25 protein-coding genes are annotated in these 22,938 nt (G+C 41.8%); 16 read left to right on the top strand and 9 right to left on the bottom strand.

The features are described 5' to 3' along the window. Positions 1-57: 57 nt before the first annotated feature. On the bottom strand, positions 58-423 hold the full coding sequence (locus tag O2Q26_RS14705) for a DUF4181 domain-containing protein (protein WP_289216623.1): 366 nt from the start codon (positions 421-423) through the stop codon (positions 58-60). 884 nt (positions 424-1,307) lie between these two features. Here O2Q26_RS14705 and O2Q26_RS14700 point away from each other — a divergent pair. Then, the gene (locus O2Q26_RS14700; protein WP_289216622.1) at positions 1,308-1,583 is read left to right on the top strand and encodes a hypothetical protein; all 276 of its coding nucleotides are present in this window, start codon (positions 1,308-1,310) and stop codon (positions 1,581-1,583) included. A 601-nt stretch (positions 1,584-2,184) separates the two neighbouring features. Then, entirely contained in the window at positions 2,185-3,099 is a 915-nt protein-coding gene (locus O2Q26_RS14695; RefSeq protein WP_289216621.1) for a cupin domain-containing protein, read from the top strand. Between the two features lie 238 nt (positions 3,100-3,337). On the opposite strand, the gene O2Q26_RS14690 is transcribed toward O2Q26_RS14695, so the two are convergent. Both O2Q26_RS14690 and O2Q26_RS14685 read right to left on the bottom strand, forming a co-directional pair. Then, on the bottom strand, positions 3,338-3,646 hold the full coding sequence (locus O2Q26_RS14690) for a hypothetical protein (protein WP_289216620.1): 309 nt from the start codon (positions 3,644-3,646) through the stop codon (positions 3,338-3,340). 25 nt (positions 3,647-3,671) lie between these two features. Continuing rightward, positions 3,672-3,908, bottom strand: coding sequence for a hypothetical protein (locus tag O2Q26_RS14685; RefSeq protein WP_289216619.1), 237 nt, complete (start codon positions 3,906-3,908; stop codon positions 3,672-3,674). Positions 3,909-4,372: 464 nt separating this feature from the next. Between O2Q26_RS14685 and O2Q26_RS14680 the strand changes: the two genes are divergently transcribed. From O2Q26_RS14680 to O2Q26_RS14650, 7 genes are all read left to right on the top strand, one after another. Then, on the top strand, positions 4,373-5,941 hold the full coding sequence (locus O2Q26_RS14680; RefSeq protein ID WP_289216618.1) for a Vga family ABC-F type ribosomal protection protein: 1,569 nt from the start codon (positions 4,373-4,375) through the stop codon (positions 5,939-5,941). 303 nt (positions 5,942-6,244) lie between these two features. Beyond that, positions 6,245-6,436 carry a PspC domain-containing protein gene (locus tag O2Q26_RS14675; RefSeq protein WP_289216617.1) on the top strand — a complete coding sequence of 64 codons (192 nt, stop codon included), beginning with the start codon at positions 6,245-6,247 and terminating at the stop codon, positions 6,434-6,436. 427 nt (positions 6,437-6,863) lie between these two features. Beyond that, on the top strand, positions 6,864-7,394 hold the full coding sequence (locus O2Q26_RS14670) for an NADPH-dependent FMN reductase (RefSeq protein ID WP_289216616.1): 531 nt from the start codon (positions 6,864-6,866) through the stop codon (positions 7,392-7,394). 4 nt (positions 7,395-7,398) lie between these two features. Next, complete coding sequence (locus O2Q26_RS14665) at positions 7,399-9,003, top strand: GAF domain-containing sensor histidine kinase (protein WP_289216615.1); 1,605 nt, start codon at positions 7,399-7,401, stop codon at positions 9,001-9,003. Continuing rightward, a complete protein-coding gene (locus O2Q26_RS14660; protein WP_289216614.1) occupies positions 9,000-9,659 on the top strand; it encodes a response regulator in 660 nt (219 codons plus the stop codon). Before O2Q26_RS14665 ends, O2Q26_RS14660 begins: the two co-directional genes overlap by 4 nt. Positions 9,660-9,814: 155 nt before the next feature. Continuing rightward, positions 9,815-10,087, top strand: a complete 273-nt coding sequence (locus O2Q26_RS14655; protein WP_289216613.1) for a hypothetical protein — start codon at positions 9,815-9,817, stop codon at positions 10,085-10,087. A 21-nt stretch (positions 10,088-10,108) separates the two neighbouring features. Further along, complete coding sequence (locus O2Q26_RS14650) at positions 10,109-10,246, top strand: hypothetical protein (protein ID WP_289216612.1); 138 nt, start codon at positions 10,109-10,111, stop codon at positions 10,244-10,246. A gap of 228 nt (positions 10,247-10,474) precedes the next feature. Here the strand turns inward: O2Q26_RS14650 and O2Q26_RS14645 are convergent, their stop codons facing one another. Beyond that, on the bottom strand, positions 10,475-11,197 hold the full coding sequence (locus tag O2Q26_RS14645; protein ID WP_289216611.1) for a poly-gamma-glutamate hydrolase family protein: 723 nt from the start codon (positions 11,195-11,197) through the stop codon (positions 10,475-10,477). Positions 11,198-11,380: 183 nt separating this feature from the next. Here O2Q26_RS14645 and O2Q26_RS14640 point away from each other — a divergent pair, with 183 nt between their 5' ends. The 4 genes from O2Q26_RS14640 (at position 11,381) to O2Q26_RS14625 (ending at position 15,315) form a co-directional block, all read left to right on the top strand. Then, positions 11,381-12,994, top strand: coding sequence for an NlpC/P60 family protein (locus O2Q26_RS14640; protein WP_289216610.1), 1,614 nt, complete (start codon positions 11,381-11,383; stop codon positions 12,992-12,994). A gap of 250 nt (positions 12,995-13,244) precedes the next feature. Then, on the top strand, positions 13,245-13,673 hold the full coding sequence (locus tag O2Q26_RS14635) for a MarR family winged helix-turn-helix transcriptional regulator (RefSeq protein WP_289216609.1): 429 nt from the start codon (positions 13,245-13,247) through the stop codon (positions 13,671-13,673). A gap of 28 nt (positions 13,674-13,701) precedes the next feature. Further along, positions 13,702-14,565, top strand: a complete 864-nt coding sequence (locus O2Q26_RS14630; protein WP_390216755.1) for a pirin family protein — start codon at positions 13,702-13,704, stop codon at positions 14,563-14,565. A 456-nt stretch (positions 14,566-15,021) separates the two neighbouring features. Continuing rightward, entirely contained in the window at positions 15,022-15,315 is a 294-nt protein-coding gene (locus tag O2Q26_RS14625; protein WP_289216607.1) for a hypothetical protein, read from the top strand. 379 nt (positions 15,316-15,694) lie between these two features. Here O2Q26_RS14625 and O2Q26_RS14620 read toward each other — a convergent pair whose 3' ends face one another. From O2Q26_RS14620 to O2Q26_RS14605, 4 genes are all read right to left on the bottom strand, one after another. Next, complete coding sequence (locus O2Q26_RS14620; protein ID WP_289216606.1) at positions 15,695-15,964, bottom strand: hypothetical protein; 270 nt, start codon at positions 15,962-15,964, stop codon at positions 15,695-15,697. A 190-nt stretch (positions 15,965-16,154) separates the two neighbouring features. Further along, positions 16,155-16,538, bottom strand: a complete 384-nt coding sequence (locus tag O2Q26_RS14615; RefSeq protein WP_289216605.1) for a nuclear transport factor 2 family protein — start codon at positions 16,536-16,538, stop codon at positions 16,155-16,157. A gap of 475 nt (positions 16,539-17,013) precedes the next feature. After that, positions 17,014-17,391, bottom strand: coding sequence for a DUF4064 domain-containing protein (locus O2Q26_RS14610; protein WP_289216604.1), 378 nt, complete (start codon positions 17,389-17,391; stop codon positions 17,014-17,016). 247 nt (positions 17,392-17,638) lie between these two features. After that, positions 17,639-17,944, bottom strand: coding sequence for a DUF3892 domain-containing protein (locus tag O2Q26_RS14605; protein WP_289216603.1), 306 nt, complete (start codon positions 17,942-17,944; stop codon positions 17,639-17,641). 150 nt (positions 17,945-18,094) lie between these two features. On the opposite strand from O2Q26_RS14605, the gene O2Q26_RS14600 reads away from it, so the two are divergent. Continuing rightward, complete coding sequence (locus O2Q26_RS14600; protein ID WP_289216602.1) at positions 18,095-18,802, top strand: hypothetical protein; 708 nt, start codon at positions 18,095-18,097, stop codon at positions 18,800-18,802. A gap of 986 nt (positions 18,803-19,788) precedes the next feature. Here O2Q26_RS14600 and O2Q26_RS14595 read toward each other — a convergent pair. Then, positions 19,789-20,574, bottom strand: a complete 786-nt coding sequence (locus tag O2Q26_RS14595) for an SDR family oxidoreductase (RefSeq protein WP_289216601.1) — start codon at positions 20,572-20,574, stop codon at positions 19,789-19,791. A gap of 194 nt (positions 20,575-20,768) precedes the next feature. Between O2Q26_RS14595 and O2Q26_RS14590 the strand changes: the two genes are divergently transcribed. Further along, on the top strand, positions 20,769-21,986 hold the full coding sequence (locus tag O2Q26_RS14590) for a C40 family peptidase (protein ID WP_289216600.1): 1,218 nt from the start codon (positions 20,769-20,771) through the stop codon (positions 21,984-21,986). A gap of 161 nt (positions 21,987-22,147) precedes the next feature. Beyond that, positions 22,148-22,858 (top strand): GntR family transcriptional regulator, encoded by a 711-nt coding sequence (locus O2Q26_RS14585; RefSeq protein WP_289216599.1) that lies wholly within the window; start codon positions 22,148-22,150, stop codon positions 22,856-22,858. Positions 22,859-22,938 lie beyond the last annotated feature (80 nt).

Below are 22,938 nucleotides of genomic sequence, written 5' to 3'. Positions count from 1 at the left end.
TTCTTTTTTGAACCATATTTTTACTAAAATAACAGGTGCGTCAATTTAGCATAAAATTTAATCCTGAGAAATAAAATAATCCATATTATACACTAAAATAAGTACCATGATCAGTATAAACGTTGTATTGATATACTGCTTTGATTCCTTTATATAAATAAATTCCAAGACTGCCTGGAATCCTAATAATAGTGATAGATAAGCCATGGAATGCAATTTAAATAGAATGAATGAGTTACTAGTAATCACAAACCATTGTGTACTTATAAACGTTAAAAAGATAATGACTCTACCCCAGCGATCTATATTTTGAGCAGGTGTACCCGATATTTTTTTCTTTTCAAACCCAAGTATTCTCGGAGTTACTTTTTCTGTAACAAAGATCAAAATAAGCAGGCCGATTATAAACGCGGCAACCCCCATACAATTCCTCCTTATATTATTGTTATATCTTTATAAAATTCATCTGTTCGTTAGTTCGATGAAAAAGTTTTTGCTTTAACTTAGGTGATAGAGGGTAGGATAGTTTTCCACGTAGATATTGAAGGTGCTTGGTTGCAAAGCTCCTACCTGATACTTATATATATTTCAAAAAAAAAGGGTCTGATGCCAATCAGATTTATATTTGCTCCGCTCATTAATAATGACGTATTTCCATGCTTTTGAAACCTTTCTGTCCTTTAAATTTTTCAAAACAACTTGAGTTTACGAAGGTGATTTGAAATAATTTACATATGATAGTAAACTGCGGATGTTTTATAGATGAAAGGATTCAGCGTTAAGGATGTACTCGTAGAACAAGCTGAAGCTTCCGTACGAAGGTATGGCAAGCTACATGGTTGGAAATGGTGTCTGTCTCCCGCTAGCCATTTTCTGAGTGAAAATATTCAATGTTAAGCTTTTTTACGGTTCTTAGATTCTACCGTCTTGTCATAGGGGTTTCCGTTCTACTAATCATCGCTAGCAGCTCCGGGAAATTGCGAGACTCCTGTGGGAAAAGAGTGCTTGGTGAGACCCCGGAGTGCGTTAGCTCGAGGAGGCTCAGCGCGCTCCCACGGAAAGCGAGTAATTTCCCGGAGCTCTAAACGTTGTCAAACATATCGGAAACAGTCCTAACATCTCGTATTTGAGTCTTCCACTAAAAGGAGCTTATATGAATATCAACTCGGAAGTTTAAGAGAGGCAATTATTAAAGACTATTGGTCGTAGCGGTTGCTGACTGCGAAACACTAGATAAGATACAGCGGCAGTCATAAATCTCAATGAACTTGCAGGGGAGTCAGATAATAGTGAAGGAGGGTTTAACTATGAAACTAACTAAATTTGCGATGATCGGAACTGTAATTTATTTAACTTTGTTTTTAATTGATTATTTAACCGCTTTATATTCAATAGGTGAAACAGGAGTGTATCATTCTTTGTTAGGTCTGAGAATCGACCTTAGGATGAACGAAGAAGAATTATTCACTACGTTTTCTTTAACGCCAAAAGTCCTCTTCACTTACATTTTGTGGATGGTATTGGTGGGGATGGCATATATGATTATAAAAAAATGGAATCATAGACGCCCTATCTATAAATGACTAATCGGGAGAAAAGTAAAGGACCCCGCTTAAAAGCGGAGTCCTTTACTACACGAAGTCATTATCTACATTACTTCACCAAATTGGTTAGAAATGTGAAGTGATAGGTCACCTTAAATTGTAATACAGTTCCTCTTTAATGTAAACACGCTTTAAAGAATTAAAGTGGAAGGGGAAGATAGTATTACGAATTGCTCTTTGAAGGTGTGAAGCAGTGTATGGGATGAAAACTGCAAAATTGATAATTCAGGTTGTTTTTATTTTGCAGTTAGTATGGATTGTTATGTTTTTAACTAACTTTCTTGGATTTGTGGGTTCAAGAAGTGAGATATTCCAGGATATCTTATGGATAGGCATTCCTGCTGTGGGAATATTAATTTCCGTTGTCTACATAATGAATTGAAAATTTATTGGTTTAGATTCTATTATCATATCTTTATCTATAACGATTCTCTGCCTCTGGGTGTTAGTTACCGGCATAAATGACATGTGAAGGCTCGATATTTGAATGAGCAGCCTTGACTGTCAAGCCTATTGAAGTACATTCCTTCGGGCTGTTGCATAGGATGATTTTATAAATCTGTAGAAGGGAATGAAGAGGATGTACTATGCACCTTATACGTATTCCTATCCTTATTATGCCGGGGCGCCTGTGTATAGCTCTGACTCCATGTCGAGAAATTATCAAGGGAATAATGATCAAGCAGCCGAAGCAATACTCGCTGGAATTAAAGGAGAAGCAACGGCAGTCGAATGCTACAAGCGACTGGCCAAACTTGCTCCCGATCAAAATCATAAAAATGAAATCCATCGAGTGTTACACAATGAAAAAAATCGTTTGCAGCAATTCAAGGACTTGTATGTATCGCTTACGGGACGGCAGCCTCAATACAATACTGAAAAAATTACGTTCAACACCTACCAAGAGGGGCTGCGAAAGGCTTATGACATAGCTGTTAAGGATTATGGAGAATATCGAAATAGCAGCTTACTTACTCAACATTCGCCTTTGCAGGATGTATTTATACACGCCTGTAATGAAGAGATGACGAACGCAAACCGTTTCAGCTCGTTATATTCTCATCAGGATGGAAGAATTGATTTGGAAGATTATGGTGGTGAACCGTTTGTTGTGAACATTGATGAAGCTACGAAACAAAACGATACGTTTCGAACAGCTTTATGGACAGGTGACCATTTACAAGTGACCTTGATGAGTATCGATGTCGGGGATGATATAGGCTTGGAACGTCATGCGACACTTGATCAGTTTCTGCGCATTGAAGAGGGGCAGGGGCTGGTGCAGATGGGGGATCGGAGAGATCAGTTAGACTTCGAGGCAGAGGCTTCGGATGACTTTGCTATCATGGTTCCTGCTGGTAAATGGCACAATTTAACCAATACAGGGGATCAGCCGCTCAAGCTTTACTCCATTTATGCGCCGCCTGAGCACCCTTATGGTACGGTACATGAAACGAAAGCTGATGCCATCGCAGCTGAGGGACATGATAGTTGATACGTAAAGCGTCCTTTCGTAAGTCGAGAGGACTTTTTTACATAAAAACTGCCCAAAAATAATTTTCAGAATAACAAACGCTTACGGGTTTGTGCTTATTCCTCAATTTTGCCGTGCTGTTAGCTGTGACTTTACTCGCGGGGTGATGGTTTATCATTTTATGAATGCAGTTACTCCGCTATTTATAAAATAGAGCGTAGAGAGAGAACGCCCTTATTCATTGATAGTAACTAACAATTTAAATTGATTTTCTACGATAGATGACAGTTGTAATGAGCAGCAGACAAGCTGTGGCTCCTGCTGCAGGAAACAAGACCGTCGTTATTGAATAATGCTCTAAGGCTATTATGGAAAGCCCATTGCGCATCATGAATAAGAAAAAGAAGGTCACATTTTCCTGATAAGGCTGACGATAGGCTTTCCTTAGTGTCGGCGCAAATCCTAGAACTTCTACCGTACTCAAAATCAGCACGGTACAAAGCGGGTCTGAGGTCAAGTACCAAAAAGGCAGCGAAATTAGAGCCATAATAAAGAAGAGCCAGTCCACTCTTTCAATGACCACTTCCGATTTTTTAAGCGAGAACCGCTACATATACCGTCAGTACCCCTGATATTCCAATCGGCCAGGCCCCGGCTCCTCCACCATCCTGCACTTGTGCGAAGTAAACTACAAGCGTAACCACTGACCATATCACCCAAGAAAATACATGCGGTTTGATCGTCCCGCGCAATATGTCTCTAATATATGGATAAAAGCCGATCAGCGTTAAGATGATGGCAAATAAACTTATGATTACATTACTGGTCATCAAGCTCCCACCTGCCCTTACTTGAACATCTTATATTAGCGGCGGTTTTCACAACTATCCTGCCATTTATGGGTAAGCTTACCGAAGAATATTGAGCGATGAAATAGGTGGAAATTGCGCTCAGGTGCATCGTTGCATTTTCTATAATCACATTTGACACATTTTACAAATCGTATAAAGTAACTGTAAATAAAAAAACGGAAGGGTGACCCAACTACATGAAGTACTAATCCTATTTTACGAAAGCAAAGAATTGAAGGTTTGTTGTTCAGCAGAGGATCATTTCTGCTTTATTTTTACTGCCTTCATTCGGAGTTTTCAGAATAGGATTGGGAATTCTATAGTTGAACCTTAAGGGAGCCATCTCTCTTTTTGGTGTCCACCTATACCTAAGCCCCCTATTCTGAAACACGAGATAGGGGGCTTTTTGTGTCCCCGGAAATTGAAAAATAGGGGATGATGTTATGTTTTTTTTAGAAGCGCGGAATGTAAAACATTATGTGAAAGACCGTTTGATTTTGGATATCGATCACATACAAATTGATAGAAATGATCGCATTGGTTTAGTGGGCCATAATGGAAGTGGAAAAACGACGTTATTGAACGTATTAGCTAGGAAATTACAGCCCGATCAAGGAGAAGTCATCCAGCATGTGCAAACGGAAATTCTGCCGCAGCTGAAACGGACGGATACGAGTAAAAGCGGCGGGGAAGTAACGCAGGAATATATTAACCAGGCGCTGATTAAGGCGCCGGGACTTTTACTTGCAGATGAGCCGACGACTCATCTGGATACGGCGCATATGGAATGGATTGAAAAGAAACTTCTACAATGGAACGGCGCCTTTGTACTGGTGTCCCACGACCGGGCATTTCTTGATGCCGTTTGCACAGCTATATGGGAATTGGAAGAAGGAAAGGTCAAAGTGTATCCAGGTAATTATAGTCAGTATGAGGATCAGAAAGAGTTAGAACACCGTCAGCAGCAAGCCGCATATGAAAAATATGAATCGCAGAAAAAGCAGTTGGAAGAAGCTTTGAAAGAAAAAGAAAGGAAAGCGGATAAAGCTGACAAGACCCCCAAAAATGTCAGTCGTTCAGAAGCGAGAGAGGCGAAACCTTATTTCGCAAAGAAACAAAAGAAGCTTCAGAAAACAGGGAAAGCGTTAGAAACTAGGCTGGAAAAGCTGGAGAAAGTAGAAAAAGTGAAAGAAGCAACTCCTATCAGAATGAATGTGCCGAATGAAGAAACGTTCAAGAATCGAATCATTCTTCGTGTCGAAGACGTTGAAGGTTTGATCGGCGAGCGAGTGTTGTGGAAAGCAACGAGCTTTCACGTGCGGGGTGGAGATAAACTAGCGATCATCGGGGCAAATGGAAGCGGCAAGTCCACGTTTTTGAAAAAAATCATCCATCAAGAGGAGGGAATGAAGGTCTCTTCTTCTATGAAAATCGGCTACTTCAGTCAGAATTTGAACATCGTTGATCTAAAGCAGTCAATTTTAGAAAATGTCAGTGCGGGTTCAAAGCAGGATGAAACCCTGATACGGACGGTACTTGCCCGTTTGAATTTCTATAGAAATGATGTCCATAAGTTAGTAGGTATTTTAAGTGGCGGGGAACGGGTGAAGGTAGCGCTCGCCAAATTATTTTTAAGCGATATCAATACGCTCGTTTTGGATGAACCTACGAACTTTCTTGATATTGAGGCAGCCCGCGCTCTAGAATCTTTGCTGATGGAGTACACAGGCTCCGTTATTTTTGTTTCGCATGACCGACGGCTTATTGAAAATATAGCGACAAGAATTTTGACAATTGAGGATAAAGAAATAAAACTGTTTGAAGGTACGTACGAACAATACAAAAACAGACAACCTCAAACGAAACGAAATACCGAAGAAGATCGTCTACTCGTTCTTCAAACGAAAATATCTGAAGTTCTAAGCAAACTTAGTATCGAACCGTCTGACGATTTAGAAAAGGAATTTCAGCAGTTGCTAGCGGAGAAAAGGAAGCTGGAAGCAGGAGGCTGACCGGACGATTTTCTGCATCCAATAAAAGCCATTTCATTTAAAATGATGTCGTTTTTTTCCTTAAATGGAAATTAATTGCGGAGGATTGAAACGATTTTGCTGAAAAAACGTATATACTTAGGGGGAACGATCTCAGCGCATGAACCGAAAAACGTTAAAGAAGGGGCCTTATGATTCATGGCCCGTTATTCAGGCTTTAATGAAAGAGGCGATTTAAATTCTTTGGGAGAATCGATGCTTCTTGAGACAATATTTAAAGGTTATGATAAATTCACACTAAAAAACAGAGAGGGAGGACATCCAATGAAAAGGCTAAAAAAGTCATCAAAAGATAAATCCCTCCATGGGGTTTGTGGGGGGATTGCGGAGGCTCTTTCTATTCATTCTTTATTAGTCAGGCTGGTATTTTCTTTGACGATGCCAGCTTCCTTGATCGTATACATCATTCTTGCTAATACGCTGGAAAGCCCTCCTCCTACTTTGCGTGACTTCTGACTAGTTTCTATAAAGCTGTTATTCATAGTGCAAAATACCGGTCTGAGTTTGACGAAACCTAATGTCTCGGAGAAGGAGGCATTAGGTTTCAATTATTAGGCAGTGTGAATAGATTTTCATAAAACTTGCTCTCAGTCCGTGGATTTGTTTTTATTTCAATCGCTTTGATTCTACGTCTAGAATGATTTCGTATATGTTCATTAGACATCCTCCTTTGCTGATACTTTAATCATAAGAAGGTATGCGGTAATTTATAACGTGCCTGAGCAGGAACTTTTTTCATGCGTTCGGAGGGGCTTTTGGTTACTACTTAGGGCGCAGGAATGAAACGTATGTTCTCGGTCGTTTGTATGAGGTATATTCCGACCTTTTCTTGATGGAGTTTCTCCTGTTTAGAAGTATTCTAAGGGAGAAGGAGGAGATCACGATGAATATATTGATCATAAGCGGAACACCAAGGAAAAAAGGGAGAACGAGAAAGGTGGCCTATACGCTTTCAAGTCGTCTACCGGCAGAAGTGATCGACTTAAGCGACCTGACTCTGCCTTTATTCAATGGAGAAGGTGAACAGGATCGGGTATCTGAGGTCCAGTGGTTACGGGAATTGAGTAATGAGGCAGATGCCTTTATATGGTTATCTCCCGAATACCATAACGGGATGAGCGGAGCTTTGAAGAATGCGCTCGATTTTTTGAACATTGATCATTTTCGTCACAAGCCTACTCTGTTGATGTCTGTGTCAGGCGGTGGAAAAGGCGGGATCAATTCAATTAATCAAATGCGGCTTGTAGGACGCGGGCTGCATGCTATGGTGGTGCCTGACCAGTTGATCTTTGATCCTGACAGTTTTAAGGAAGACGGGGCGTTTACGGCTGACATAGAAAGTAGAGTAACGCAAGTGCTTCGCGAATTTACCCATTATGCCGGACTGCTTCCGACCTTGGGTGTACGGGGGTGAAACGTTGGAAAGATATGAAAGTATGGAAAAGATGCAAATTTTAAAGGTGATAGCTGAAACGCTGAATGGAACAAACGATTTGAAGGGTATGCTGCAGACGGTACTGGAAAAGCTGCTGGAATTAACTGGGCTTGAGACTGGATGGATTTTTCTTGTCGATGAAAAACCGAATTATACATTTGTAGCGGATCATCGATTACCTCCGGCGTTGACCATAAATGATAAAGAGCCTATGTGCGGAGGCGACTGCTCCTGCTTGAATCGGTATTGGAACGGAAGGTTGAAGGAGCCTATCAATATCATTGAATGTAAAAGGATTGAAAATGCAATCAAGTGTGACTGGGGAGATACGAATAGTGTGACCCATCATGCTACGATCCCTTTAGCAGACGGGGAAGAACGGTTTGGAATCTTGAATGTAGCCTCTCCTAATAAGGAGCATTTCACGGAGGAAGAGCTTACTTTGCTTCAATCGCTCTCTTTTCAAATCGGAACGGCAGTAAAACGGACGAGGTTGTATGAAGAACAGCAAAGGCGCGCCGTAAATTACGAGAAATTAAATGAACTGGTACGACTGATATGGAAATCTCAAAATGTGGAGCGACTTGCAGACCAGGTAGTACATAAAACGAGTGAAATTTTTCAGTGGAAAACAGTCGGTCTTTACCTTCAAGAAGGGGAATCTTTATTCTTGAAATCATTTGTGGATGAAGATTCCTCCTTTAATGAATCGGTTTCTCTGTCTTTGCTGGAGGATCATCCCATCGCACGGGCTTTCCAGTCTCAGGAGGTCGTTCAGTCCGATTGTGCTTCACGAGAGGAATATGTGAGCCTGCCCATCCACATCAAAGACGAAAAGCTTGGAGTCTTGTATTTGGCTGCTCCTGATTCACACCGATTAAGTGATTGTGACGTGGAAGTTCTGCAGGCTCTCACCAGGCATATTTCTTTAGTATATGAAACGCTGCGACTCCAGGAGAAGCGAGGCGAATTGCTACTATATGAAGAAAGGAAGAGACTGGCCCGTGATTTGCACGATTCCGTTAATCAAAAGTTGTTCTCTTTATCTCTTACAGCCCGCGGAGCGAAGGAAGTTATTTCACCTCATGATCAGCCATTGAGGGATTTGCTGGACGAAATGCTCGGCATGTCGCAGGAATCATTAAAAGAAATGCGGTCATTGATCTGGCAGCTTCGTCCGATCGGGATAGAGGAAGGGCTGGTTTCCGCGATAAAAAAATATGGAGAACACCTTGGTCTTTCTATTGTATTTAAGGTCGATTCAGCTCCGAATTGGCCGCGATCTGTAGAAGAGACGCTATGGAGAATAAGTCAGGAAGCGTTAAATAATGTAAACAAACATTCCAATACCAAAGAAGTGACCCTCTTTCTGTATGGAAGTTCAGAGGGTGCCGGTATGGAGATAGTAGATCGTGGGGATGGATTCGAGTTACAGAAAAAAAGAACACGTTCATTGGGTCTGACGAGTATGAAGGAGCGGGCGGAATTGATTGGAGGCATATTAGACGTAAATAGCGAACGCGGAGTAGGGACTACAGTGCACGTTTTCCTTCCGTGTGAAGAACAGGAAAAGAGTGGTGAGCAATGAAAATTAAAGTGATGCTAGTAGATGACCATCTCGTTGTGCTGCGAGGGTTGCGATTCTTTTTAAATACCCAGCCGGACATCGAGGTAGTAGGTGAAGTAGACAATGGGTCGCTCGTCTTAAAGAAATATGAAGAACTGCGTCCAGATGTAGTGCTGATGGATTTAATGATGCCCGTTATGGATGGTATTGAAGCGACTAAACAATTAAACGAATTGTATCCAGGTGTGAAAGTAGTCGTGTTGACGAGCTATTCTGATCAAGATCATGTCATTCCTGCCCTGCAAGCCGGAGCAGCGGGCTATCAGCTAAAGGATATTGACCCTGATGAGCTTGTGAAGACAATCCGCGCTGCGTATGCAGGAGAAAAGCACCTGCACCCGAAAGCGACCCATCTTCTCTTAACAGAAATGAACAACAACCAGGAGAAGGAATCGAGTGCAACTGTCCTCTACAAGCTTACGACACGTGAAAAAGATGTGCTCTATCAGGTTACACTCGGAAAAAGTAATAAAGAAATTGCAGCGGACCTTTACATATCTGAAAAAACAGTCAAGACTCATGTCAGCAATATTTTAAGTAAGCTTCAGGTCCATGATCGTACACAAGCGGCCATCTATGCAATGAAAGAGCAACTATTCAAAGATCATTCAATCTAAAATACATTATCGCAATAACATTAAATGATTCAGTAATTTCGCCTCTTGATATACACCAGAAATCTTAGTTGAATTGCTGTCTTGTCCGTTACAGATTGTTAGCGAACTGGAGAGCAGGATATTGCATATATTTATGAACCATTGGAGGGGAAATTATGAGAGGGATCAAAAATGCGTGGGAGGACGATAAGGGTCGTATCGGGATTATAGAGTTAGATGAGAAGGTTTTTGGCTCTACGTTTCACCCTGTTGTCTGGAAAGATGAAAAAAGAAACTATCACGTCATTAACAATCTATGGTATACGACCTACCATGGGGCACGGGAGTTTTTCAGAGCACCTACAAACTGTTACGCGGTGGAGGGGCGGATGAAAAAAATTGTAGTAGAAAGAGAAGAGCGCTATGCCACAGTTGATTGCTACTTATAAACAAAAGTGGTGGGTGATTGTTTGAAAGAAATTGTGATGCTCGCCGTCATTATTATATTTTTTGGCGTTGTATATGGCCTTCTTGATCATTATGAAGGTTTGACTCAATATTTCATGGTGGGGGTTGGTTTTCTAACATTATTGTCTGCTGTAAGTTGAAAAAATCTTATCCACTGATGATAGTATAAAATTAATAAACACTTAAAATCATCCGAGGAAATTCCATACCTTAGAAGTAAAGCGGAAGATCGAATTACATATTGAAGCCAGGACGCGTTGATAAAAAACGCGTCTTTTTCGAATGATTACTGTGGTATGTGAGTGTCTGGAAGCAAAGATAGAAATGCGGCTCGTAGATAAATTGTTTCAGAGAGTTTCTCGTGCATTCTAGGATTCACCTTCAATCGCAGCCTTCACAGCTCCCACGTAATCATCGAAAGCAGACGTTTGATTTGAAGCATCGTTTCTTGAGCTGAAACTGGTATCACCGTTTTTGTAAAAGGATTCTCTTTGAGCCTCGGTGATTTCCAATTGAACGCCTCGTTCTGATTTCGGTTGGTTGACGAAGTTGTCTGGGTCCTCGCCGTTTAAATGGTCGGGGGCTTTTTTAACTGAAAACCCACTGGAATTTAATTGATTGGAGATTTCTTCTGCTAACTCACGATTCAGCCCGCCGATAAGTGTCTTTGGTTCTTCACCTTCCGCTCCATGGATCGTAATATGATCATTCACGGCATCCACCATCTCTAAAGCTTCAGGTTCATCGAAATGGGTGGAGTCTATATGTAGATTTTCAAAATTACCGGAGCTAAGCATCCCTTTGAATGTATAAAAATTATGGCTTTCACCGGCGATAGCACTAGCAATCTGTGAAGTGGCGGGCTCAATTCCTCCTCCATGGATGGCACTCACCAGCAATCCGCTTGAGGCACGTCGTGTTTCAACCTTCCAATCCTCGCCTTCACTATATTCCTGACTTAAATCCTCGAAGGTACAAAACCTGTCCGTGTCTGAACAGCTGTCATCGTTCGTTTTTTTGTATAAGCCGGCTGCCGCAATGAGTGAAGCCGAAATCGTGATTATTACTATTGATAGTTTGATAGTTGTCATTTCATTCACCTCTATTTTAGTTCGACCTTTAGTGTGATTTTTTATATGGGTCTCATTCACTAAATTCACGATTTATATGCGAAAATTGATAAATTTCCTAAAATCTTGTTGAACAGAGTCGATATACCTTACAGAAAGAAATGTAACATATATTGGTATAAAACAAGGAGGAAAAACAACCCTATGTTCAGCTCTACGTATTTTAAGAAAGTCGCTGCTGTCCTCGTCATTCCCGTCACATTAATGATTCCGCTGCACTCGGTGGATGCCTCAACGCAAAAATTCCCTGATGTAAATAAAGGAACAATCTATTATGAACCCATCCAAGCTATGTCTGGAAAAGATATTGTTAATGGATATACCGATGGAACGTTTGGAATTAGAGATTATATTACCCGCGCGGAAGCGGCAGTTATGCTGGCGAGACTGCTTGAGCTTGATACAGATAATGCTACAGCCGTTCCTTTTGAAGATGTCGACCAGGGAAAATGGTATGCGGGAGCGATCAATGCCTTATATGAGAAAGGCATCATTAATGGTGTCAGTGAAAATGAATTTGATACATACAGCAACATTACACGTGCCGCTCTATCGAAAATGATTGTTAATGGATATGAGCTGCAAATGGTGCAGGAAAACTCACTCCCCTTCACGGATGTCGATGAGGACGAATGGTACATGAGCTATCTCGAGGTATTATATTCTCATGAATTGATTTCTGGTGTTACTACTACAACGTTTGAACCGGATTCATTTATGAGACGAGGAGACTTCGCTTTATTATCTTATAATACGGAGAATAAGCATGGAGGGATGTTCCTTGAACTTGAGGAGGCCATTGCGACAAGCGCTTATCAATTACAGCTCAATTTTTCAAATGGAGACACAGAATCTATTCATCTCGAGGAGCCTTTAGACATCGGGGAAAACACACGCACGTTTGAGTATAAGCAAGAAACATTCAGCGAGACGGTGACATTCGAAATTCCTCAGCCTCCAGAAGTTTCAAAAAATAATAGCCTGGTTAACGAGGCTTACAACTATCTCGGTGTTCCTTATTTGTTTGGCGGCGACACCCCGTACGGAATAGACTGCTCTGGCTTTACCAGACTTGTATTTGATCAGGCTGAAGAAATCTATCTTCCCCGGACTACCGATCAGCAGTGGCAAGTCGGACAAGATGTGGAAATGGAGGATATAAAGCCTGGAGATGTCGTATTTTTCAGTGATACATATAGGGAAGGTATTTCTCATAACGGAATTTATATCGGGGACGGACGATTTATCCACGCTTCCAGCACACAAGGAGTGACGCTTTCTTACTTGAGTTCCCCTTACTGGGAAGAAAAATTCACTGGGGTGAAACGGTTTGATGATCTGCACCTTCCAGAGGAAGAAGCTGTTGTTTCCGCAGCCAGTCAATTTATCGGTGAAGTTCCTTATCAAAACGGCGGAACAACACCAGAAGAAGGTTTTGATACGACAGGATTCATTCAATATATTTACATGCAGGCGAAAGGAATAGAGCTTCCCAATAACGCTGCGGCTCAGTGGGAAGTAGGGGAAGAAGTAGCAAAAGAGGATCTGCAGCCAGGAGATCTCGTATTCTTTCAGGCGAATTACTTGAATCCAGCCATCTACGCAGGAAACGATCAAGTAGTTCATGTTACCCCATCGAAAGGTGTGACCGTGACTAATTTTAAAACGAGCGGCTTCTGGGGACCGAAATACCATGGGGCAAAGCGTCTCGTACCTGAAGATATATTGACTGAGAATGAAGGATCCGAAATGCAATAAAAATAGTCGTTAGAGTCAAGCTGCCGAGAACATATATTCCGGCAGCTTTTTTTGATAGCCCTAACGCCCGGGAGAAAAAAAGCCCCCATTTCCCTGCTCAATGACTTCAGTAGATATCCGTATGTCATTTTTATCCCCACTGTCTTTCAAGACTGCAGTAAGATTGACAAACCGTTTTATATTTTTTATAATAAGTTCAAATAATTTAGTTGTTATAGCAACTATTAAGAAGACAAAAGGAAGGGACACTATGAAATTGCGGTTTAAGGATTATATCAGTATCAAACTCCATCAGACTGACTTGAAGCTGACAGGGTATATTAAGTCTCAGCTGGCTCCCTACGGACTCGCTCCAGAACAGAATCTGATTATGATGCTGCTTTGGGAGAAAGATGGATGGACGCAGAATCAGCTTGCGAACCAATTGGATAAAGACAAAACGAATATTGCCCGAATGGCTTCGAGTTTAGAGAAAAAGGGATTCATTACCCGTCGATTTTGTTCAGATGACCGACGTTCGTTGGAATTGCACCTTACGGCTAGTGGCAGGGCTTTAAAAGAAGAAGTGCTTCCTGTGGCTGAAGCGTTCAATGATGTAGTGACAGAGGGTATTTCTGATGAAGAGCTGGAGCAGTTTGATCGGCTTCTTACAAAAATGCAGAAGAATATGGAGAAATAGTTGATATAGCAACTAAAACGACGAAAGGATGATGAAGATGTCTAAATTTCAGCGAGAAGTGAAGAAGCACTGGTATGTGGATTATAACGAAATGGGATTTCCGGCGATTCAGAAGGGCTGGGTATTGCCAGCAGATCGTTGGAAAGAGTTTGATCCGTTTATATTAATGGCAGAAGACTGGTTCAAAAAAGGGACCTTTACTGACCACCCTCACCGCGGGTTCCAGACCGTGACCTATGTCGTTGATGGACGTTTGGAGCATATTGATAATGCCGGCGGACGAGATATTCTCGAGCCGGGTGATGTTCAGTATATGAATGCTGGATGGGCTGCCCGGCATGCCGAAGACGGAGTGGAAGATGACGTCGCTCATACATTGCAGTTGTGGCTGAACCTGCCAAAAGACAAAAAGAAATCTGAGACGATCTATCAAAACGTGTACGGAGAACAAGCGCCTGTCGTGCCATTTGAAGGTGGATCACTCAAAGTCTTCTCTGGTGACCTGGCAGGTGTTCAAGGGCCGCTCGATTCGATCGTGCCGATTACGCTCAGTGAATGGACGATGGCTGAGGGATCGGAATATACGCTTGATCTGCCTGAAAATCACAATGCTTTTTTATATGTGCTTGCAGGTGAAATCGAGGCTGGTGAGAACGAAGTGATTTTAAAAAAGCACGGCGTCGCGACCTTATCGTTCAATGAGGAAGGCGAAGGTGCAAGCCAGATTACGATTAAGTCGAATAAACGCCAGACGAAAGTACTCGTCTATTCGGGTCGGCCGATCAACGAAGACATCGTTCAGCATGGCCCTTTCGTAATGAATTCGATGGAAGAAATCAAACAAGCCTATGAGGATTACCGCAACGGCAAGTTTGGTCCTCCAGCTGAATAATCTTTTCAATGATCATGGAACCCTGCAGATAAATCTTCTGCAGGGTTTTTTAAAATTACGGATTTGTTACAATTCATCTAGTGATATACTGGTCTATATAGGAACAGGAAAACAGCCTTTGAAAAATTAATTATACTTAGGTGAAATCAATCAGGAGGTTAGTCAATCGACCATGTTAAGCGTCAAAATCATTGGTTGTCTGGGAATAGTAAATGCAGCGGAAAAGATGAAAATGGTAGTGACCGGAAAGCCAGGCTTCGGTTTCAATGTATACTGAATGATTAGAGAGCCTGAGGTGACTGATGAACAGATCGTGGTTACCGTTGAAGTGGCAGAGACAATTTGTCAATCAGTACGGAAAGGTGAAGTCCTTAATAGAACTGAATTACCTGACTGACCTTTCAGGAAAACTCTTTTCACATATGGAATAGTAAGTAGGGAGGGAGAGTGACACTCATGAAATCCGTCAAACTGAAAAAAGTGTTTCATCTCGAAAGTAACGAAGAAGTTAATTTCTCTAAAGGGATACTGCTTATCGATGACAAAGGCCCGACCGATAATTGGACGGTCAGTCTATCTAAAGTCAAAAATACAGAAGTATTTACAGAAGCAGAGGATTCACAGGAAAATCACAGATTGCAATTATTCGATATTGAAGATAATTCTTATCAGGGCACACTTGCTGCTGATAGAATCTCCCGTGATGGGACGATATTAATGAAATCTATGGGAGAACTTAATAAAGCATGAAGTTGAAGAGTCCTTTTTTTAGGGCTCTTTTTTTGTGTGGAAATTGTACTAGAACGAATTTTCCTGCAAGGTTGTGTTTACAATGAAATGGTAGAGAAAAAGCAGCGTGCATAGTTAAGGAAAGTGAAGCGATAGCTGAGTGACAACAATATCATAGCATTTCCTTATTATGAGTTACGTACACAATCCGGTTGGCCTTGTAAGCCATGAAGGAGCATGTCATCGAACTCACGTCTACGTTTACGATAGATGTTGAGGAGTTTGCAGAAGCTGGCAGGCTCAGAAGAATATGAAAAAGTCGCCAAAGAAGCTTTGGGTGTCTTAGAAAAAAAGGTGAGTCCCAGTTGAGGGGCTCGCCTTCTTAACGTTTTTAAGTGCGTTAGAAAGAAACTTCTTCATAGATGGATTGATAAAAAGCATAAAGCCTTGAATAGGAAAAGCTTTCGCTGTGGATTACTTCGTATACATCATTAGCTTTACGATCTTCAAATCCAGCAAACAAACCTGAATCATCTTTAGTCAATTCTATCGTCGACCTGTCCGTTGAATCTTCATAATCTATAAGGATGATGAGAGATTCCCCCTCCATTCTATAGGGAAGCATACCCTTATCTAACTCAGTAATTTCATTTTTACTGAGTTTCTGCATTTTTATGTCACCGATAATCGTCTTGATTGTTCCTGAACATTGATGTCCTGGTTATTTCATCTCATGTCGATGGTTTTAATGGGGGGATGTGTTCCCAGTTGGTCCCCTAAAGTCACTTCTTTTCCTGAAAAAGTCTGGCATCCCGTGATAAAGAGCAGGACGGAAATCAGGATCTTCACTAGATGAATTTTCATCTGATATCCCCTGATCGGGATATGCCCTCGTGGGGCTGGAGTGAAGTGATCGTTCCTTGGTGGAAGAATAATTGCCATCTCCCATCGATCCGTTTCCAAATCGAACTGCGAAGTGTATTTCGATGTTTCGTTTCTATAAGATATGTAGTTAAAACCACATCATCCGCTAACTGCTCGGCCTCGAAATGATGCATGGTCATTTCAATTAAGTGAACGCCGCTTTCAAGACATTCTCTCTTATCGATCGTAATTCCTGAGCTTCCGATTTCCCAAAACTCGTCAGCTAGAATTTCATCAAGTTTTTCGTTGGATTTTCTTACGTCCATGTTCAAATGGGTCTGCTCTCGTTCTTTTATGAGTTGCTTTAAATCATATTCCACATCGATTACTCCTTTTCATATGTGGTATCTAAGTAGATGAATCATTACTAATCAATAGAAGGGGTTTAACTACTCTCAACCAAACGCATTATGATTGTAAAAAAAAGTAATAAAATTATATGCAAGACTCGGTTCCGAGATAATGGGGTTCGCTACCGTGTAAAGTAGGGGGGGATTGGGAAACAATTCGCTTTCTTGCGGTGGATTTGGCAAGCTTCCTGGGTGGGATCTCGCCTGGCCCCTTCTGCCGCGGGAGTCTCATCGTTTCCCTTCCTTTTTTTTCGAAAGGGAATGAACGTCCCCTTGACTTTGGAATGGAATGATCCCCAAGAGCTCATCCTGCCTGCAACCGTGTATTCAATCCATAGCGCTCAGCAGCTAACGAGTCTCTCCTCATTTTCGGCCCACGCTATACATGTCTCTCGAAACACTTGAATAAGAACCTTATCGATAATCATGTTCTAGTTTGATCCAATTAATCAACTATCTCAATTTCCTTATAGCTTTCATATGGTTTTCTAACTAGACACATCATCCCGGCAACGATAAACAAAATAGATTGGATTAAGGTTGCACCCAGGGTGAGAAATGCCATGAATACACCTGTGCATATAAAAATAATCCCTGATGCTTTCGCACGGCTTCGCATTATAATCAATGCCACAAGCCCTAAAATAAAGCCAAGCAAGTGCACGGCAAACACAATCCATACATACCACATCTCGCTGTACTGTGGTAATTGTTCTGGGAATTGAGCTCCCACAAAAATGGCCAAAAGGACTCCAAGCACGAGAACTATAAACTGAAGTGAGAGCGCAATAATCGATAGGATTTTTTCCCCGGTTCGTTTCAAATTCATCCCCCCATATTCCGTGATTTAAGCATATGGCACATATACGCAATGTATACAGCCACATTTAAAAAAGCTCTTAATTTATATACGGAGTCAATTCGGAAAAGTTCCCAAATTATTTAATTTTATATAATGCTGAGCTGAATTAAGTGTCTCGAAACCTCTTCAAGGAAATCAACAATCTTCATAGCCGTATAAAAAAATTAAGAGTAAAAAAACCACCGAAACGAGCTTCGGTGGTTTAAATTTAGAACGTAGGAAGGTTATCTAAGTTATTGCTTTTAATACCGTCAGGCTCGCTTCGTAAAATATCGCGTCCATATTTCTGAAACACATCAACATGGGCAAGACTTCCCCGTTTAGCTTCTTCCAGAGCTGTGACGTAGTCAAGCTCACGGCCGCTTTCAGTTTTAATGGCAATTATATCTCCATCATCATTTTTCCTAACAGCAATAATGGCTTCTTTGCCTTCCTGATGCATAATCGGAGCAGACTGTTGTGCGCCTTTTTGCTTATACTCATTATAAATCTCTTCAAAGTCAGACATAAACATTCCTCCTTACTATACATTCTTCTCCATTTCCATAATTCCAATTCCTTATGTGTCATTTAGATCAGCATTTGCTTTGTGGTTGAATTCGATGCTTCTTCATCTTGCAAATTAGGACAAAAACCTTCATTATTTTAGAAAAGGAGGCGCGATATGCGACACGATATACAACCAAATGAACGAGCTTTCTCTTCGAAAGAAGTAGCGGAAGAAATGAACATTGCCTCAGCTACTGTCCGAAGGTATGGCCAGATTTTAGAACGGAATGGCTATGAGTTCTTTAAAGATGGCGAGCGGCGTATTTTTGTACGATCCGATATCGAAGCCCTTATAGCGTTTCGAGATACGGAAAGGCCAAAGGATGAGATGGCGGAAGATCTTGCCCGGCAGCAGAAGGAGAGGCTTGAAGAGTCCGACACGACGGATATGACGATTCCTGATACATATGCAGGTTCAATCCAGGATCCTGCCCAACTGCACGATTTCTTAAAGGTGATTGCCAACGAGCTTGCCGCATCGAGGGAAATGAATGTCCAATTGACTCAGGATATGGAGCAGTTGAAAACCACTGTGGCTCGTCTCCAACAGGATCATCATGTCATCAGTTCAGGGGTAGGGAATTTTTCTCAGAAAACTCATACAAAAATAGATAAATTGACCGAACAGCAGAAGAATCATTATGAGGAATTGCTTAAGGAAGAAAAGCGGAAAAGTGAAGCCTTGCATAAGGAGCTCCAAGATATGCGGGAAGAACAAAGAAAAGAATGGCGCGCTCAAAATGATTTCAATCAGCAGTTGGCTGAAGCAGCCAATAAGTCTAAGGGAAGTTTAGGGAAGCTGTTCTCTTTATTCCGGAAATAGGTGAGCGTCTATTAGAAGCACTTGAATCCATTCTGCATTCGAGTGCTTTATTTTTGCAAAAGCTCCGTTAAAGTTCCTTGTTAATATACATATAAGCTCCCTTTAGTGGAAGACTCAGTTTCGAGACTTATGTATGGGGATATGGTGGCTTTAGAAAACGGATCGCTTTCCGTGGGCATGTGGTGAGCTTCCTCAGGCTTCGCCTTCCGGGATCTCACCTACCATGTACATCCCACAGGAGTCTCACCGTTTTCTAAAGCCACCATCCGATGGGAAGGTGCTCGAAACTATACCAAGTTTAAAAATAGTAGCCACTGATTAGAAATATTAGAAAACACCATGTATTTCAGGAGTCTAGCCTTTTTTGAAACTTCTTGCCTTTGCGAGGATAACGGAAACATTTTTTGCGGTGCTTCACTTAAAAAATACCTGCTCTTGAGTGATAATCAGCGAGACTGTCGCATGCAAGAAAATGCTTGGAACTACCTTAAAGTGCAGGTTTTATAACTAAAATGCTAAAACCAGAGCACTGGAGTTTAATGCTCCCACTATGAGTAAGAAAGTTCTTATCCAGGCGATTTCGAGAAGCACGTCTATAGTAAGGGACGGAGGAAATGTTAGTACAAGAGAGTTTTTTTGCTTCTCATTTCTTCGTTCCGTCTCTTAATATAAGTTAGGTGGTTTTAGGAATGGGCGAGACTCCTGTGGGATGAGAGTGGTTGGTGAGATCCCGGAAGGCGGCAGCCTGAGGAAGCTCACTGCACTCCCACGGAAAGCGAGTCCATTCCTAAAACCACCTTCTACTCATCACAATGACGGAACAGCCAAGATCCTACGGGGGTTCAGCTCGAGGAAGCTCCACTATCCTGCCACTTTGTTGAATAACTTTTTATGAAAAATCAACAACGACGTTTAATATAGCTTTTGCAAAAAATAACTCCAGCCCTGGATAATGAGTGTCCAACGGCTGGAGTTATAGGTTTTATTTATACTTTTTCTTCCCATTTACTCTTCTCTTCTTCTTTCATCATATCTTCCACGTCTTTTGGATACGCCGTGCGGAACGCGTGGTGATCCGATTCAATCACTTCTACCATTTTGTTTATCATGTCCTGTGGATCGTATTGGTCGTCGAGCATCTTCTCTTGTTCTGCAATAGATTCTCTAGGTGTGAAATTCTCGTTTTCATCGTACCATTTGTGCTTTTCTTCAAACATACGGTCATTGAACCCTGTTTCAAATGGCCCGGGGTTTATCGTCGCGACTTGTACACCGAATTCATCGAGCTCGGCTTTCATTGTTTTTGCGATCGCCTCGATGGCATGCTTTGATGACGTGTAAGCACCTAAATAAGGCATGCCGACGATGCCGACAACGGAGCTTAGGAAAATGATCTTGCCTTGCTTTTTGCTGACAAATTTCTTAGCAGCGATTTGTGCATTTTCAAGCGTACTGAATACGTTCGTTTCATATACCCGTCGCACGCGGTCAACAGGTATTTCTGAAATCGGGCCGCCTTCCCCGATAGCTGCATTGGCTACAAAAATATCGTAGTCATAGTCTTCAATCAACTGCTGGTCACGCTTGCTTGTAATGTCTAATTTTATGACTTCTAATTCAACGCCGGCATCTGATGCCGCTTCGCGTAAACTAGTTACTTGAGAAATTATTTCAACAGCTGCGATGACGTGGTGGCCTTTTTTGGCTAATCCGATCGCCGTACCTTTGCCTAGCCCCGTTCCTGCACCTGTTATAAATATAGTTTTACTCATGGAAAATTTCCTCCTTCAGATTTGAACTCGTCTATAAGAGATACCCGGCTGAATATTTTCCAAAACACGCCAATATTAAATCGCTTGTTCAGAAAGTGATTCGAGTGATTTTTTAAGCCATTCTGAACCTTTTGTTTTGGTAAATTTTATAAGAGTAGTAAAATGAAACAAACGCTTGAAGGGGACATGTTTTGTTGAAGATTTTCAAAAAACCTTTCGTATTTATACCAATTACTATAATGATTATCGTTTTGATATGGCAGATAGATTTTTCAACGCCTGGTCCGATCGTCAAGGAAGCCGAACAGCATGTCGGAGTTGCCTACGAGGAAGGGGGATCCTTTCCGGAGCAGGGCTTCGACAGTTCGGGATTTGTTCAATATGTCTTTAATGAAGTGCAGGGATTTATGCTGCCCCGCACATTGGAGCAACAAATCGAGCAGGGAGAAGAAATAAGGCGTGAGGACATACAGGAGGGAGACGTCGTTTTTTTCAGTAAAGACGGTGAAGATGTCTCCCATTCAGCGATTTATATGGGGGATGATCGTCTTATCCATCCTACGGCTTCGAACGGTGTAGAAGTGACCCGCTTTGAGGAAAGCGGCTATTGGAGTGATAACTTTGTAGAGGCTCGTAGAATTACCGAGCCGCCTGATATAGCTGAAGATAACGACATTGTAGCCGGGGCTCACGAATATTTGGGAGTACCTTATGAGTTTGGCGGCGAAACGCCTGAAGCGTTTGACTGTTCTGGGTTCATTCAACATGTGTTTGAGGAAGTGAGTGATATTTATTTACCACGCACGACGGACCAGCAGTGGGAAACTGGGGAGGAAGTGGATCTGGAAGATATAGAGCCGGGCGATGTGTTGTTTTTCAGTGATACGTACCGGGAAGGCATCTCTCACAATGGAATTTATATTGGAGGGGGACAATTCATCCATGCCTCAAGGACCCAGGAGGTCACTACCTCGTATGTGAGCGCTGATTATTGGCAGGAGAAGTTTACCGGCGTTAAAAGATTCTCGGACTTAAAAATATCAAGTGACAGTCCCATCGTGACAGAAGCAGCCAGGTATATCGGAGAAATTCCTTACCAAAGGGGAGGTACGACCCGTGAAGGCTTTGACACGGCAGGATTCGTCGAGTACGTTTTCGAAGAAACTGAAGGAATCGAGCTTCCTCGTTATGCTGACGAACAGTGGGAAGAAGGGGAGCATGTAGACAGAGAAGATCTTATCCCGGGAGATATCGTATTTTTAGAAGCGGATTATTTAAACCCTGCGATTTATGCAGGAAACGAGCAAGTCGTCCACGTGACTCCAGAAGATGGAGTAACCGTAACGAACATCGAGGCTAGTAATTACTGGGGGCCGAAGTATTATGGAGCGAAGCGGATAACAAGTGGATGAAAACAGCCAGGATAGGTTATCCTGGCTGTTTTTTAGGTTTGCCTTCCTTCCTTCGGAGTTAAAATAGCTGGGGTAACGTTCGTATTTTCTAAACACCGTTCATTGATATAGTTGTTTTTATAGAACGGAAAGGGTAATTTAGCAAGTAAGGGAGTGATCGTATGACCGAAAAGCAAAGAAAATTACCTTTATATGTGCAAATACGAAATAAGATGGTTCAAAACATTCAAGACGGAGTTTGGCAGCCGGGCGAGGCCATTCCTTCAGAGAGTCAATTGATCGAGCAGTATAACGTAAGCCGTACCACAGTCAGGCAGTCGATTCGTGACTTAGTACAGAAAGGTGTTCTTGTAACAAAACGGGGAGCACCCACGAAAGTCCGCCAGACTCCGAGTGAAGAAATGGAAAATCCAGGGGTGTTCCATCACGAGTTAGGAGCAGAGCTTGGGGTCAAAGTAATCCGTTCGGAAGCTTTAAATGACCATTTTTTCGCCCAAAATCAGCTGGAACTATCTGATGAAGAAGAGGTGTATGTATTTGAAAGGGTACGGACGGCAGAAGGAAACCCAATTGCCTGTCAGCAGTCATTTTTTCCGATGTCCATTGCACATAAACTGAAAGATGAAGCAGCAGAAACGTTTGATTTCATCACTTTTTTAGGGAGACATAATATTCATTACACTAATATTAAAGAACAAGTTACTGCTTCTAACGCTACGGCTTATGAGGCGGATTTATTAGGGATCACTCCGGGGGAGGCACTAATTGAAATCCGAAGAAAGACCCTGGGGGGTGACAACCTTCCCATCGAATACAGCCGCACGAAATATATCCCTTCCTCCTTTTCGTACCGAGTAGAGATCGGAAAATGAGTATCTTATTGTAATATGTTATAACTTATTGTAATATGTAAGATAACTGATATTCTTGATGATCAATGAGGGAGGAGATT

Origin of the sequence: Halobacillus campisalis (genome assembly GCF_030345335.1) — a bacterium.
In the GTDB taxonomy this organism is placed as follows: domain Bacteria; phylum Bacillota; class Bacilli; order Bacillales; family Halobacillaceae; genus Halobacillus_A; species Halobacillus_A campisalis.
Note: the sequence above shows the minus strand (reverse complement) of the source record. Positions and strands in the feature narration are given on the sequence as shown.